The 13,368-nt window shown below is 61.0% G+C and carries 15 protein-coding genes and 1 tRNA gene; 9 read left to right on the forward strand and 7 right to left on the reverse strand.

What is annotated here, in order from left to right:
* From GZ093_RS01595 to GZ093_RS01610, 4 genes are all read right to left on the reverse strand, one after another.
* Window positions 1–945: ribonuclease catalytic domain-containing protein (locus GZ093_RS01595; RefSeq protein WP_296481151.1), on the reverse strand; the 945-nt coding region annotated here is incomplete at its 3' end.
* A gap of 128 nt (window positions 946–1,073) precedes the next feature.
* Window positions 1,074–2,624, reverse strand: coding sequence for a hypothetical protein (locus GZ093_RS01600; RefSeq protein WP_296481154.1), 1,551 nt, complete (start codon window positions 2,622–2,624; stop codon window positions 1,074–1,076).
* Window positions 2,625–2,633: 9 nt separating this feature from the next.
* Complete coding sequence (locus GZ093_RS01605) at window positions 2,634–4,583, reverse strand: hypothetical protein (protein WP_296481157.1); 1,950 nt, start codon at window positions 4,581–4,583, stop codon at window positions 2,634–2,636.
* A gap of 22 nt (window positions 4,584–4,605) precedes the next feature.
* Complete coding sequence (locus GZ093_RS01610; RefSeq protein WP_296481160.1) at window positions 4,606–5,616, reverse strand: patatin-like phospholipase family protein; 1,011 nt, start codon at window positions 5,614–5,616, stop codon at window positions 4,606–4,608.
* A 211-nt stretch (window positions 5,617–5,827) separates the two neighbouring features.
* Here GZ093_RS01610 and GZ093_RS01615 point away from each other — a divergent pair, with 211 nt between their 5' ends.
* The 3 genes from GZ093_RS01615 (at window position 5,828) to GZ093_RS01625 (ending at window position 8,237) form a co-directional block, all read left to right on the forward strand.
* On the forward strand, window positions 5,828–7,288 hold the full coding sequence (locus GZ093_RS01615; protein WP_296481162.1) for a wax ester/triacylglycerol synthase family O-acyltransferase: 1,461 nt from the start codon (window positions 5,828–5,830) through the stop codon (window positions 7,286–7,288).
* Window positions 7,289–7,372: 84 nt separating this feature from the next.
* Window positions 7,373–7,984, forward strand: a complete 612-nt coding sequence (locus GZ093_RS01620; protein ID WP_296481164.1) for a methyltransferase domain-containing protein — start codon at window positions 7,373–7,375, stop codon at window positions 7,982–7,984.
* Between the two features lie 40 nt (window positions 7,985–8,024).
* Window positions 8,025–8,237 carry a hypothetical protein gene (locus tag GZ093_RS01625; RefSeq protein ID WP_296481166.1) on the forward strand — a complete coding sequence of 71 codons (213 nt, stop codon included), beginning with the start codon at window positions 8,025–8,027 and terminating at the stop codon, window positions 8,235–8,237.
* A gap of 11 nt (window positions 8,238–8,248) precedes the next feature.
* Here GZ093_RS01625 and GZ093_RS01630 read toward each other — a convergent pair whose 3' ends face one another.
* Window positions 8,249–8,467 (reverse strand): SlyX family protein, encoded by a 219-nt coding sequence (locus GZ093_RS01630; RefSeq protein WP_296481169.1) that lies wholly within the window; start codon window positions 8,465–8,467, stop codon window positions 8,249–8,251.
* Window positions 8,468–8,656: 189 nt separating this feature from the next.
* Here GZ093_RS01630 and GZ093_RS01635 point away from each other — a divergent pair, with 189 nt between their 5' ends.
* Window positions 8,657–9,022, forward strand: a complete 366-nt coding sequence (locus tag GZ093_RS01635; RefSeq protein WP_296481172.1) for a hypothetical protein — start codon at window positions 8,657–8,659, stop codon at window positions 9,020–9,022.
* 96 nt (window positions 9,023–9,118) lie between these two features.
* Here GZ093_RS01635 and GZ093_RS01640 read toward each other — a convergent pair whose 3' ends face one another.
* The gene (locus GZ093_RS01640) at window positions 9,119–9,496 is read right to left on the reverse strand and encodes a PilZ domain-containing protein (protein ID WP_296481175.1); all 378 of its coding nucleotides are present in this window, start codon (window positions 9,494–9,496) and stop codon (window positions 9,119–9,121) included.
* Between the two features lie 92 nt (window positions 9,497–9,588).
* Window positions 9,589–9,882: a VF530 family protein gene (locus GZ093_RS01645; protein ID WP_296481178.1), complete on the reverse strand. Its 294-nt coding sequence runs from the start codon at window positions 9,880–9,882 to the stop codon at window positions 9,589–9,591.
* A gap of 171 nt (window positions 9,883–10,053) precedes the next feature.
* On the opposite strand from GZ093_RS01645, the gene GZ093_RS01650 reads away from it, so the two are divergent.
* The 5 genes from GZ093_RS01650 (at window position 10,054) to GZ093_RS01670 (ending at window position 13,353) form a co-directional block, all read left to right on the forward strand.
* Window positions 10,054–10,141, forward strand: a tRNA-Ser gene (locus GZ093_RS01650).
* A gap of 527 nt (window positions 10,142–10,668) precedes the next feature.
* Complete coding sequence (locus GZ093_RS01655; RefSeq protein WP_296481182.1) at window positions 10,669–10,986, forward strand: HU family DNA-binding protein; 318 nt, start codon at window positions 10,669–10,671, stop codon at window positions 10,984–10,986.
* Between the two features lie 31 nt (window positions 10,987–11,017).
* Entirely contained in the window at window positions 11,018–11,344 is a 327-nt protein-coding gene (locus GZ093_RS01660) for a multidrug efflux SMR transporter (RefSeq protein ID WP_296481184.1), read from the forward strand.
* Between the two features lie 226 nt (window positions 11,345–11,570).
* Entirely contained in the window at window positions 11,571–12,230 is a 660-nt protein-coding gene (locus tag GZ093_RS01665) for an SGNH/GDSL hydrolase family protein (RefSeq protein WP_296481187.1), read from the forward strand.
* A gap of 142 nt (window positions 12,231–12,372) precedes the next feature.
* Window positions 12,373–13,353, forward strand: coding sequence for an aldo/keto reductase (locus GZ093_RS01670; RefSeq protein ID WP_296481190.1), 981 nt, complete (start codon window positions 12,373–12,375; stop codon window positions 13,351–13,353).
* The last annotated feature ends 15 nt before the right edge of the window (window positions 13,354–13,368 follow it).

Here is a 13,368-nt window from a genome sequence, read left to right on the forward strand (position 1 = left end):
ACGTTTGGCCAGAAAGGCTTCCAACGCCTTCGAATCGGGCTCGGCAGGCAGGGTGTCGCCATACTCCTGGGCCACCGCCACAATGCGCAGCCAGCGCTCGGGCGAGCGCACCACCCGCCGCAATGAGGCGCCGCCCCGCCCCGCCAGATAGCGTGCGGTGCAGCCATTGGTGGCGATCATCACTTCCTCAATCAGTTGACGCGCGCGGTTTTGCACCTGCTGACGAATATCGACAACCTGTTCACCCTCAAACACGGCGCGCGGCTGAAAGGTCTCCAACTCCAGCGAGCCCTCCAGACGCCGGCGCACGCGCAAACGCTGGGCCAGTGCATCCTGCGTACGCAGTTGCGTCTCCATGCCGGGCACGGCCGCCGCTGCAGCTGGCAGCGCGCCATCACCGTCAATCCAGGCGCTGACGGCGTCATAGTCCAGCTTCGCCTTGTTGCGCACCCGGGCGCGGTACACCGTAGCGCCCGCCAGCGAGGCGTCGGCGTTGAAGACCATCTCGGTCACCAGCGCCAACCGATCCTCGGCAAAGTTGAGCGAGGTCAGGTCGGTGGACAGACGCTCGGGCAGCATCGGGAAAATGCGGGCCGACGTGTACACCGAAGTCGTGTTGGTGAGCGCATGCTCATCAATGGCACTGCCCTTTTTGACCAGCGCGTCCACGTCGGCAATGGCCACCCACAGCCTCACCACGCCCTGATCCAGCGACTCGCAAACCGTGAGCTGATCCAGATCGAGCGAATCGTCGTTGTCAATGGAGCACCACAGCAGAGCCGTCAGGTCATGGATATCAAGACCGACCTCGCTGCCGGGTCCGGTGATCGCCACCAGCTCGCGTTCGACACGCACTGGAAATTCGGGCTCCAGCCCCCGCTCGGCCATGGCGCGGGTGGCAATGCGGACGAGGTCGGAGCGGTGGTGGGGATGGTTTGGTTTCATGGTGCCAATATACAGGCAGTGGTGGCGTTGCCACTGATCGGCAGTGTGATCCGCAGTCACAACTGAGCAGGCGGGCCGGCGCTGTGCGATCCGCTGGGTCAACTTCGGCGGCTGCTCATGCGAACTGCTCAGCCGAAGCTGCATTCAAAGTACAGGCCGCCCGGATCGCGTTGAATGGATGACAGGAACTTCTTCCTGGCGCCAGGCGACAAGCCTGACAGCTGTTGCGCCGTCGGCAGTTTTTCGTCCGATTGCACCAAGCGCCCCGCGGTCTTCTCCATGAGCTTGTTGACTAGCGGATTGAACGGCATGTTCATCCACCGGTTCATGCGCGCCTGCGCTTTGAAGACCGGGATGAAGGCCATCAGCGCCTCGCTGTTCATCTGCTCCAGACCGGCCGCACTGAGGGTCGCATTGTGGCTGCCATGGTGACCCACCTTGTAGAACACCGTGCGCGACAGCAACTCGGGCCCGGTCACATCGACCGAACCGGCCGCTGACCTGACCCGCCATTTGCGGTCTTGCCAGGACAACCAGTTGCCCACCTGTGCGTCGGCCGGGAACAAAAACACCTCGCCGGTGTCCTCAAACTCAAACGCTAGCACGACACAGGTATTGTTGGTGTGGGCGTCCAGGTTCAGCGCGAGGGTTTCAGCCGCCTGCGTCCAGTGTTCTTCGATCATTCGCCATTCCTCGCCCGGCGCATCCCAGGTGGCGACGATCAGGTCTTCCAGTCCCGGTGAGACGCGCGACTTTTTGCTGCTCTGCTGAAAACCTGAATCAAACGGGCAGTCGTCCAAAGGCGCATGCGCCTCTTCGCCGAGCGCCATCCGGCGGAAGGCTGCACCCAGGCTGGTCACCAGCCCAGCCTCGGCGGCCAGTTCATAGACCTCGCGGGCCTTCTTGCTGGGTGTGCTTTTCTTGATCAGGGATTCGTCCTGCGGTGGCCCCAGCACAAACACCCGCCCCTGCGCCACGCCAGGCAGGGACATCGGGGCCTGCTCTGGATACAGGTAGCGGGTCTTGACGCCGCGCCGCTTCTGCAGGTACTCAAAGGCGGCCCGTGTGCGCTGAATGGGTTGGCCAGCGCCCGGCTCAGCCGCGGCCGGGTCGATGCCAAAAAAGCCGAGCATGGCAGCCAGCCCTTTGGATCGCTCCTGGGCGGCCAGGTTGGGCGAGCGTTGCAGCGCCAGCGTGGCCATCGCGAGCGCCTGGACCTTCTCGGCGCGCTCTTGGCGCAGACGCTGGCCCAGCTGGTTTTGCGGGTCTTCGGTCCAGCCATACCAGACTTCCCCGATGTCGATGGCGTCGAAAATCTTCTGCGCCTGCTGCGCGGAAAAGCCCGACGCATGGTCCCAGTGTTCGTGCGTCATCACCACAACGTCAAGCCGGCCCTCACAGGCCTGCGCAATATCCTCGGCCACCCGTTTCATCGTCTGCCGGGCACCGGTGGCCATAGTGATGATGCCGCAATCAATCAGCACATTGAACAAGCCGCCGTCGGCCTTGGCAAACCGCAGCAGCAGACAATCGCCCAGGCCGTGCGCATACATGCGGATCCTGAGCCGGGGTGCAGCCCGCTGGGTTGGTGGAGCAACGCTCTTCGTAGCCGGGCCAGCGCGGGTTCTGGTCGCGCCTGGCGTGCTGGGCTTGCGTGTTGGGCTTGTCGTGCTCACCATGGCCGCCTCTCAGTAGTCGCTGTGCAGCATGCAAAAAGGCTCATTTGCCTGCAAAGTCGCGCTGTCGCCAAAGTAGGTCTCCCGGAGCGACAGGCCCCGTTCAATCCGAATTTGCTTGTAGGCCTGAATCGCCTCCAGCCTGGCGGCATCGTTGATGGGACGCGTGATCGCGTAGCGCAAGGTGGGCGATTCACCTTCCATATCGAAAATCAGCGTGCTGCCGCCGCGAAAATCAAAGCTGCCCTTGGCCGCATCGTCCGGATCGATCGGCATGGCGCGCAGGCGCTGCGTCATTGAAATGATCAACTGCTTCATGATCAGTCCATCCGGTGTCACGCGCAGCGTCGGCAGCACGGAATGAACCTCAAACGATGGCAAGCCGGAGGCGCGGTAACTCAGGCCGGACATGCCGGCGTCCAGGTTCATGTTCAGCCCCGTCACTTTCATGAAGTTCTCACGCTGCAGCGTGGCGTGGTCTTCGAACACGCTGCGAAGGAATTCATGGGCCGCGATTCTCGCCTCGCGCAAGGTGTTGAATACTTCTTCCCGGTCCTGCAGGTAGAGCGACTTGCTGATCAAATCCTTCAGCTCAATCGCCAGCAATGCCAGCGCATTCCACTGGGTGCCGTCGGCGTCCGAATCCTCATACTCAAGTCGGGCGTAAGGCCAGCGCAGTTGCTCTTCTGACAGCGTTTTCAAGCCTTGCGGGATGATGCCCCAGCGGCGAAACGACTCGATCAGCGCCACCCGGTAGCCGTGTTTGTCGTTGGCGACCATGTCGTAGTCGGCCGTGATCAGAGCCCGCAGATAGTCACCGTAGCTGATGTCGAACGGTGGGCAATAGTCCAGCGCACGGATGCAGATGCCCAAGTAATGTTGCGCCGTTTTGGTAGCCTCCTGCGCCAGGGCATCCACGAGGTACGGATGCAGGGCACCCTGCGGCAATACGCCGGAGCCGGCGCTGGCCAGGGCAATGATGCGTTTGGTGCGCACCTTGTAGATCGCCAGGAACGCCGAGAACATGGCAGCCACCAGAATGGCGCCGCGTTCATGCGGTTCCTTGGCGTCACGCAGACGCAGCGGGTTGGGTTCAACCAGCCGCCACACGCCGTCTGCGCCCACTTCACCAATGGCATTGCGCAGCGCCCCATAGCGGCCAGTGGCTTCCCCGAACTGCTGCGCGAGTTCACCCAGCAGCGACTGTGTTTCCAGATCGCCGCGGGTACGCGCGATCTGGTGTCGCAGTACCTCGGGAAAAGTGAAGTGTTGAAAAAGCGCAACCAGGTCGGCAAAGGCCTCATGAAAGGCCAGCGTGTCAGGGTGGTTGTCTTCGACATAGCGGCGGTGCATTCCGTCCAGCAGGGCGTGCGTGGTTTCATGCGCCACGATGTCTTGCGACAGGCAGCTGAACACGGTGCCGGTCAAGCCCTGGAAGTAGCCAAACAGCAGTGCCTTTTTCTGTGGGCTGTAGTAGGCATTGGCCGCGCGCATCGCATGCGGGTAGATGCGCAGTGTTCGCACAAAGCTCTCCTGCAGTCCGGCTTCAGCCCGGGGGTCCACGCGGGGCGACCACAACACCTGGCGCCCCAGCGCGTGTTCAAAGTGGGTGATGGTGTTCATGGCCACGGCATACGCCATCTGCTGGTGAAATTGCGGATTGCCTTCAGACGGTGCCAGCCCGTCCTGCGCCAGCAGGTTGGTCGCATTCAGGTCAACCGGTTCATACCAGCACGCGCTGGCCGGGTCATAGTCAACCACCTCCACATACTCGCCACGGGGCCCCGGTTTGAGGTTGCCTTCCCACGGAATCTCGAACACGGTGTGATTGATGGCCGCCGTCTCCAGCCGCATCGACAAACTGGGATCAAAAGCATAGCCTCGCAAGCGCCGAAATGGGGGCCGGTTCGCCAGTTGCTCCGGCGGGCTTTCACGGTACTCGGCGCTGGGCAAGGGCATCATGGGTCAATGTGCTCCTGACGTGCTACGCCAACAGTTCAGGCGCGTAGACCCTGATGCGCGATTCGACCAATGCCCCGCCATGACGGACCAGCACCGCTCTTTGGGCTGCATTCAATGACGTGAGGTTCGTCTTAATAGAACTGGCAAATTGTGCATCGCCGTCTTGCGCTTGCCCATTGGTGCTGTCGATCGAAAACCACATGGGTTTGGGCCCGACCCCGGCCTGGTGGCGATGCTGCATCCGGTCGAATTCAAGCCCACGGATTTGCTCCATCATGATGTCGAGCGCCGCCTTCAAAACCATGCCGCCGGACTCGGTGGGTTGCGCATCATTGGCAAACGGTTTGCCACCATCGCTGACGATCAGGTAGTCGATCGCGTTGCGCGGACGCAGCGTCGGGTTCACACCCATGTTGTCATAAACCCCGCCGTCCGCCAGCGTGACATAGTCAACTTGCGCGGCCGGTTCATATTCCGGGGCATCAATCCTCAGCGGGGGAAACACGGGTGGAAACGCCGATGACGCAGCAACGGCGCGTGCCAGGCTGAAGTTCGCCGCCCCGACCACGCCCAGTTCATGCTCCCCCATTTCTTCGGGACCGGCCCCACCGGCGACAAAGAAAAACATGTTGCCGGTCGACAGGTTGGTGGCGTTGAGATAGAGGCGGGGACCAGACCGCAGGGCGCTCAGACTGGCCCCCTTGAACAGATCACGGTCATAGGTTTTCGCCAACTTATCCAGGCGACTCTCGAACGGATCGAGAATGCCGCCAATGACGGAACTCACCGCGATGGAACGGGTGGCCAGGTAGTTTTCGAGCTCGTCAAGGACCGTGGCACGCTGCCAGTTCAGCGCCACAAAGGCACCCGCAATGCTGCCGCCGCTCACGCAGGACAGCAGGTCAACGCGGGACAACAACCCAAGGCTCTGCAGCTTTCGCATCACCCCCAGATGAAATGCAGCGGCGCGAAACCCGCCGCCCGACAAAGCGAGCGCAATTCTTCGCTCTTGACCGTCAACAGTGATCGCCATATTTCCTCCATTCATGCTGGCACCGCAAGCCAACTGCACTCTATGGCTCGGGCGCCCTGCCGGATTGACATTTCTCAAGGGCCACGACGACGACGACGCTTGATAGCGATCAATACCAAGGCTGGACTCGTCTCTACCATGAGCGCCTCAACGAGCCGCGTGCGGACCCGCCCCGCTGCGGCGAATTCAAGGCGGGGATGAGAGGCAAGCGATGACAACCTACCCGATGAGCCCCGGCGACGCGGCCTGGTTTCACATGGACGGCCCGGCGAATCTGGCCATCATGAACGGTCTTCTGATCACGCGGCAAGCGCTCGACTTCAACCGCGTGCCCGCCGTCTACCGCGAGCGACTGATGGGCTTTGAGCGCTTTCGCCAACGGGTAGTAGAGGTCGGCCTGCCGTTCGCAACGCCGCACTGGCAGAACATGCCGAACTTCGACATCGACCAGCATCTGCACCACATCGCGCTGGCCGAGCCCAACGACCAAAGCGCCTTGCGCACGCTGGTCAGCGATATTGCCAGCACGCCGCTGGACCACAGCCAGCCCCTGTGGCAGGTGTATGTGGTGGATGGCGTGGAAGACGGCAGCGCGCTGATCATGCGCGTGCACCACTGCATCGCGGACGGCACCGGGATGATGACGGTGATCGGCAAGCTCTTTGACACCGGGCCCGGAACGCCGATCCGGACTGACGCGCCGGCTGACGCCACGCCTGCTGGCCACCCCGCGGGCGATGGGCTACTGGCACCCGCGCTCAAAGCCATCGAGCGCACCGTCCGCAGTGCGATGGCAATGGCCGGTGACACGGTGGATGTCGTCATGCATCCCCGGCAAGCGCTCGACACGGCGACCACCGTGCTGGGTGGTGCCGGCATGCTGGTGAGCGAGCTACTGAAAACAAACGATCCGCAATCCCCCTTCAAAGGGGAGTTTGGACCGCACAAGCAGGTGGCCTGGTCAAGGCCGGTCCCCATTGAGGACATCAAGGCCATTGGTGCACGCTATGGCGCCAAGGTCAATGACGTATTGGTCGCCGCCATGACCGGCGCGCTGCGCAGCTACCTGAAGGGGCGCGGCGTCGACGTGAACCACACCTCCCTGCGCGCCATGGTTCCCGTGGATCTGCGCCCTCCTGAGCGCCTGGGCCAGCTCGGCAATGAGTTCGGCCTGGTGATCCTCGATCTGGCGGTGACCAGCGCCGGCCCGGTGCAACGCCTAGCGATCACGCGGGCGCGCATGGACGCGCTCAAGCGCTCACCGGAGCCCGTTGCGACACTCATGCTGATGGAGATTCTGGGCCGTGCGCCCAAGGCCTTGGAAGACTTCTCCAACGTGTTGTTCGGCCGCAAGGCCAGCCTCGTCATGAGCAATGTCGTGGGCCCGCGTGAAGTGCTGTACCTGGCCGGTGTTCCGATCGACCGCATGATCTCCTGGGCGCCGCATCCAGGCCACGAGCTCGGCATGACCATCACCATCCTGAGCTACCACGGATTTGCCACTTTGTCTGTGATCGGTGATGCGCGACTGGTGCCCGATCCACAGACCATCTCCGACCAGTTCCAGCACGAATTCCAGATCCTGCTGCGCACGTCAAGGGCGCGCACTGACCGGGCGCCGCCCAAGCGGGTCCAGGCAAAGCCCGCGCCCGCGCGCCGCCGAACGCCCTGAAGGCCGACGCAGTGCTGCTGGCACAATGCAGCGGCACTGGCGCCGCTGGTGGCACGGTGTTTGACCTGACACGGGGTACTTGATATGGCTGGCCCAACGACTGAATTTTGGCAAGAGCGATTTGAAAAAAAAGAGACCGGTTGGGACCGAGGCATTCCAAGCCCTCAGTTACTCGCCTGGCTGGCCAGCGGCGCCCTGCAACCCTGTCGCATCGCTGTGCCGGGCTGCGGCAGCGGCTGGGAAGTGGCGGAACTGGCCCAGCGCGGCTTTGACGTCGTCGGCCTCGACTACACCGCTGCGGCGGTAGCGGGGACACGCGCGCTTTGTGAGGCCCGAGACCTGAAGGCGCAAGTTCTTCAAGCCGACGTATTGAGCTACCAGCCGGATAAGAAATTTGCCGCCATCTACGAGCAAACCTGCCTGTGCGCGATTCATCCCGAGCACTGGGTCGACTACGCACGGCAATTGCACCAATGGCTGGAACCGCAGGGCAGCCTCTGGATACTGTTCATGCAAATGATTCGACCCGCGGCCACCGAAGAGGGCTTGATTCAGGGGCCGCCTTACCACTGCGACATCAATGCCATGCGCGCCTTGTTCCCGCAAAGGGATTGGATTTGGCCCAAGCCACCCTACACCAAGGTATCTCATCCCAATCTATCCCATGAGTTGGCGCTGCAATTGATCCGCCGATGAACTCCCGCTGTTTCACGGCAATGCCACCCTCGATGCCAATTTGATCGAAACCGCCTATCGGGTGCTGGATCGCTATTTCGACAAAATTGCTGACGCGCCAAGCTTGAGTGAGAACGTGACTGTCTTGCGCACGCGTCTTGCCACCAACAGCAATCGGCCGGCGCTCGGTGAACCAAGGCGCCAGGCCGGCGGTTTGACGCTGCGCACCGGCGGCGCGGCCACCAAAGCGGCTAGCCCCATGGCACCCGATTGAGGCCAAGCGAATCAGTAGTGGGGCGGCAAATCATCGTGCGGCGAGCGCGACCCCACCACGCCCTCATCGCGGGGCTGCTCACGCAGTTGCGCCAGCTCACGCATCAGCAGGTCAATCTGTTCCTGTTGGCGCACGATGACCTGGTCCAGCTGATCCAGCAAGTCCTCGGTGAAAGCAGCCTTGATCTCAAGCGCCATCAGGCGCTGTTCGGTGTCGTTGGGTTTGTCCATGCCCCTATTGGACATGAAACCGCACTGCACACCCACTCGTCACCGCCCGCCGCGCCCATTCAACAGCAAAATGGAAAATGGACATGGTTCCGGCACAACGTTACCTACCGCACAGACGTTGCCGCGGGGCCCCCATACATTGGCCCCCAACCGGTCCGCACCCCGCGCAGCCGAATCAGGAGTCCTTCCATGAACCACCTTCGCACAAGTTTCACCTCGCCGGATGGCGGGGTCGGCGACCTCGTGGTGCGTACACACACGCCACAGCAATGGTGGCATCGCCTGCCCGCCGGACTGCAGACACCGGTCTGGTCGACCATTCTGGGAAGTCTGATCATCCTGGGCATGCTGCTGGCCTTCCATCAGGTCGTGCATGGAGCCGTCCAGCAAAGCGAGTTACGGCACAAGACCAACGCCCTGCATGCCGAGGCGACTGGGCGCTGCAAGATTTTGCCAGGCCGAGGCGCAAGCGACGGTTGTCTGCTGCAATTGGCAAGCCAATGGGGCGAGCAGACAGTGGCCGTCGCTTCGCCTGATTTACTATCATTTGAATAGCTGTACACGCTTATTCTACGGGGGCTATAGGCATAAATAGACCAGATTCACGCGCCAGTGCACGGCGCGACACATCGCCTTGGCAGGCCGCGCCGGCTAAGGCTTGGCAAACAAGAAGGCGAGCTCCCGGTTCACGCTGTCCGCATCCCCCGCGTTCAGCTCCAGGAGTCGACGCAGCCGGGTCATGCTGAGGACCTCAATGTCCTGGCATTCAATGCCGACGCGCCGATCTTCCAGATGCACAATTTTTCCAGCCATCTCGATCGCCTCACCGCCATCCGTCAACGGCAGCACCAGGCGGCATTTTTCCTGGAGTACCAGCGGCTGCACCGTCGCGGTCTGTACTAGGGCGCCCTTGAGCGCGATGTCGACCAGATGCACGTTGATCGTGCGGTCATGCAGTTGCAGCGACACCTCAGCGGCAAACGGGATGCGGGAGAAATGGCGAAGGCTTTTCACGGGCGTTGTTTTCATCATGAAACTCCAAGAAATCTGGCGCACACCTGCAGCCGATACGGTGTCAAGGGCAAGGTCTTCCAATCCATGTTCAGCCGCAGCCCTCGGGATTATGCTGGCGGGCGAGCTCCACCGGCACGGCGTGTTTCGCGCAACATGAAGAGATAAAGCCCTTCCACCTTGTCACGCGCCCACGGCGTTTTTCTCAAAAATTTCAGGCTTGACGCGATACTGGGATCACTGGCGAAACACCGCACCGGGATGCGCACGGCCAGTCCCGCCCAACCGTAGTGCGCGACTAGCGCGGTGACGATGGCCTCCAAGGTGAGCCCATGCAGAGGGTTGCGGACTTGAGCAGCAGCTTGGCCGGGCGGCACACTGGGCGGGGAAGGAGGCGTTTGCATGCAGTGATTTTGGCACCGACCGGACGAGCCTCATTGAAAGAAATCGCAGCGCCCGCGCTTTGAGCCCTTGGCGCCGCAGCGTCATGAGCGCCCTCCCGTTGAAGCGTCAGGCAACTGACGCCCATCCTGGCCGTTAGTGGTAGGCAGCAAGCCAGCTAGAATACGCGGCTTGGAAGCGTGGCAGAGTGGTCGATTGCACCGGTCTTGAAAACCGGCAAACCGCAAGGTTTCGTGAGTTCGAATCTCACCGCTTCCGCCAAAATATAACCCTAAGTAATTGATTTACTTAGGGTTTTTTATTGCCAAATCTTTCTTACCCTCGCGCCAACCGCGCGGCAGAATTGATGAGGTCAATCAGGACTGCACTTCTGTCGATGTGGGGCACTAGCCATTCAGAGGTCGTGCGTCGATCAAGCGGCAATGCCGCGCGCCGTTCACGGGCATTGCCACCGCTGATGGCTTGATGCCACAGTACAAGCAAACATCGGCGCCGATCCATTGGCATCGTCTGGGTTGTTGCGCTCGAGAAGTTCCCCGCATTGATATGATTTAAATAGCTGCTTGCGCTTATAGGACGGGGGCTAGATGCCGATTTCGCACATAAAGCCGAATTGAGAGCCTGAGACTGCAATCGGGGGTGTGGTGGCTGACACACCGTTTGGTGTCGAGCATGTGGCATATGGCTTGGCCCTGATTTTTTTCCAGCGGCCACAACAGCACCAGCGGTGGCCGCCCCCATTCGCCCGGTACCATGGGCACCTCATCAACCACAACCAGCCATCAAAAATGAACCGCACTCAACTCATCGAAAAAATTATTGCCAAGCATCCCGACCTGACCAAAACAGCCACTGGCCGAATTTTGGACACGCTGATTGACACCATCCAGGTTGCCGTCAAAAAAGGGGACTCGGTCACCCTCGTCGGTTTTGGCACTTTCAAGTCAGTCAAGCGCGCAGCACGCACGGGCAAGAACCCGAGCACCGGCGCCACGCTCAAAATTCCTGCAGGCACCGTGCCAAAGTTCACGGCAGGCTCAAAGTTCAAGGCCGCCGTAGACCCCAAGGCGGCAGCGCGGAAAAAAGCAAAAGCGGCGGTCAAGTAACAGGCCAGCGGGCTCATTCGGGGGTAACCCAATGCACAACGCATTGCTACTTGGTTCTGCCATCTTTTTCGAGCTGATCGCCACGTCGGCGCTGAAAGCCTCCGATGGCTTCACGCGACCTCTGCCAGCGAGTCTGACAGTCGTCGGCTACGCTGCTTCGTTCTATCTGCTGTCGCTCACATTGAAGCGCATGGAGGTCAGCGTCGTCTATGCAATTTGGTCAGGCGCAGGAACGGCGCTGATGGCGCTGGTCGGTTATTTCTTGTTTTCAGAACAGCTTCCACCGCTGAAACTGGCCTCAATTGGTCTGATTGTGCTGGGCGTCGTTGGGCTGAATCTGGCGGGAAAATCGACTTGAGCGACACGGCAGCGATACGCAATCGTCAACCAGTTCGGTCCCGGTGCGCGAGCCCATGGCATCGGCGTGGACTTAACAGCGCTCAGGCTGTCATGCGTCGTCACGACAGTCTTGAAAAAATGTCGGGGCGAAGGGTAGTGCCTGCCTGATGCGCGATTGGGAGCGTTACTTGTGGCTGACCCTGCTGGGTCCCCTCCTTTGGCTACAAGGAAAACACGTACGTCGGGTGACACCACGTCTGCCGGAGCCACCGGGCGCGCGGCAGGGCACTGCCGGGCAGGGTCCGTTGCTTCGGGTTCTGATTGCCGGAGATTCGGCTGCTGCGGGCGTCGGTGCGCCCTCGCAGCACGAAGCATTGAGCGGGCAACTGGTGAGTCGGCTGAGCCAACACCGCACCGTCCAGTGGTGCCTGATGGCTGTCAATGGTCTGGATTCGCCCGGGTTGCTCAGACTGCTTGAGGCAACACCGGTTGAGCATTTTGATGTTGTGGTGCTGTCCATCGGCGTCAATGACGTGACCGGCCTGCGTTCACCGTCCGAATGGCTGCAATGGCAAAGCCGTCTGGCCAGGAGTGTTGAACACCGATTTGAGCCCGGCCTGCTGATTCACAGTGCTTTGCCGCCCATGCACGGTTTCACGGCCTTGCCGCAGCCGTTGCGGTGGTTCATGGGTCGCTGGGCGCTTGAGATGAATTGGCATTTGGCCACATCTCTTTCTGGACAGGCCAGGCGGGTCCTGCACTCACCCTTGCTTGGAGCGGCTGCCCCTGGCTTGGCAGCCGATGGCTTTCATCCAGGGCCACTTGGCTATTCGCTATGGGCGCAAGGTTTGAGCCAACTCATTCTGGCGTACCCGATGGGCGAGCAATTGACCACCCTGCAGTGAATTGCGGCGGATTGAGCCGCAAAGTCAAACACCGCGCGCCGGTCACTGCGAGAAATTGCCAGCCGCAATTTGCTGGAGACAGCACGAATGGACTGGGTCTGTTAGCCTTCCAGCAATCGTTCACATCAGAAGAGGCAACTTTATGCAATACCGACGTCTTGGCCGCAGCGGCCTACAGGTCAGCGAACTCTCGTTGGGTTCCTGGGTGACCTACCACAATCAGGTCGATGTGCCAGCGGCCCGCGAGATGATGGCCGCTGCGTTCGATGCTGGCGTCAACTTCTTTGACAATGCCGAAGTCTATGCGGGCGGCGAGAGCGAAGTCGTTATGGGCGAAGCCATCAAGGCGTTGAAATGGCCGCGCCTGAATTTCATCGTTTCCACCAAGTTCTTTTGGGGGCTGGACCGTGAGGGCCAATCTGCGAACCGAAAGCACACCCTCAACCGCAAGTACTTGACGCAGGCGATCGATGGCTCGCTCAAGCGCATGGGGCTCGATTTCATTGATCTGGTGTATTGCCACCGACCCGACCCCCTCACGCCGATTGAGGAGACGGTCTGGGCCATGAGCGACATGATCAGCCGCGGCAAGGCTTTGTATTGGGGTACCAGTGAATGGTCGGCCGACGAAATTCGTGCCGCCTGGGACATTGCTGAACGTCATCATCTGCACAAACCCGTGATGGAGCAACCCCAGTACAACCTGTTTCACCGCCGACGGGTCGAGCAGGAATATGTCCGGCTATACGAAGACATTGGTCTGGGTCTGACGACTTGGAGCCCCCTGGCCAGCGGTTTGCTCACCGGCAAGTACCGGGATGGCATTCCCGAAGGCAGCCGCGGGGCCGTCAAGGGAATGGGTTTTCTTGTTGAGGGGCTGACCGATACCGCAAAAAATTCTGCAGTGGCGCAACTGACGGCCATTGCGGCGGACTTGAGTTGCAGCCTGAGTCAGATGGCAATTGCCTGGGCGGCACACAACCCCAGGGTCAGCACTGTCATCACGGGGGCATCCAAAATCTCGCAGCTGCACGACAACCTCGGCGCTGTGAATGTCATACCCAAGTTAACGCCCGAGGTCATGGTGCGTATTAACGACATGACAGCGGCTTTGGCCAGTTGAGGCATCTGAGACCGT

This window comes from Rhodoferax sp., from assembly GCF_010365055.1.
Lineage (GTDB): Bacteria > Pseudomonadota > Gammaproteobacteria > Burkholderiales > Burkholderiaceae_C > Rhodoferax.

Bases quoted from the DNA above. Each gene is read 5' to 3' on its own strand.
- GZ093_RS01610 (WP_296481160.1), bottom strand. From the start codon at position 5,616: ATGGCGATCACTGTTGACGGTCAAGAGCGAAGAATTGCGCTCGCTTTG.
- GZ093_RS01620 (WP_296481164.1), top strand. From the start codon at position 7,373: ATGGCTGGCCCAACGACTGAATTTTGGCAAGAGCGATTTGAAAAAAAA.
- GZ093_RS01645 (WP_296481178.1), bottom strand. From the start codon at position 9,882: ATGCAAACGCCTCCTTCCCCGCCCAGTGTGCCGCCCGGCCAAGCTGCT.
- GZ093_RS01630 (WP_296481169.1), bottom strand. From the start codon at position 8,467: ATGGACAAACCCAACGACACCGAACAGCGCCTGATGGCGCTTGAGATC.
- GZ093_RS01635 (WP_296481172.1), top strand. From the start codon at position 8,657: ATGAACCACCTTCGCACAAGTTTCACCTCGCCGGATGGCGGGGTCGGC.
- GZ093_RS01600 (WP_296481154.1), bottom strand. From the start codon at position 2,624: ATGGTGAGCACGACAAGCCCAACACGCAAGCCCAGCACGCCAGGCGCG.
- GZ093_RS01605 (WP_296481157.1), bottom strand. From the start codon at position 4,583: ATGATGCCCTTGCCCAGCGCCGAGTACCGTGAAAGCCCGCCGGAGCAA.
- GZ093_RS01670 (WP_296481190.1), top strand. From the start codon at position 12,373: ATGCAATACCGACGTCTTGGCCGCAGCGGCCTACAGGTCAGCGAACTC.
- GZ093_RS01655 (WP_296481182.1), top strand. From the start codon at position 10,669: ATGAACCGCACTCAACTCATCGAAAAAATTATTGCCAAGCATCCCGAC.
- GZ093_RS01615 (WP_296481162.1), top strand. From the start codon at position 5,828: ATGACAACCTACCCGATGAGCCCCGGCGACGCGGCCTGGTTTCACATG.
- GZ093_RS01640 (WP_296481175.1), bottom strand. From the start codon at position 9,496: ATGAAAACAACGCCCGTGAAAAGCCTTCGCCATTTCTCCCGCATCCCG.
- GZ093_RS01660 (WP_296481184.1), top strand. From the start codon at position 11,018: ATGCACAACGCATTGCTACTTGGTTCTGCCATCTTTTTCGAGCTGATC.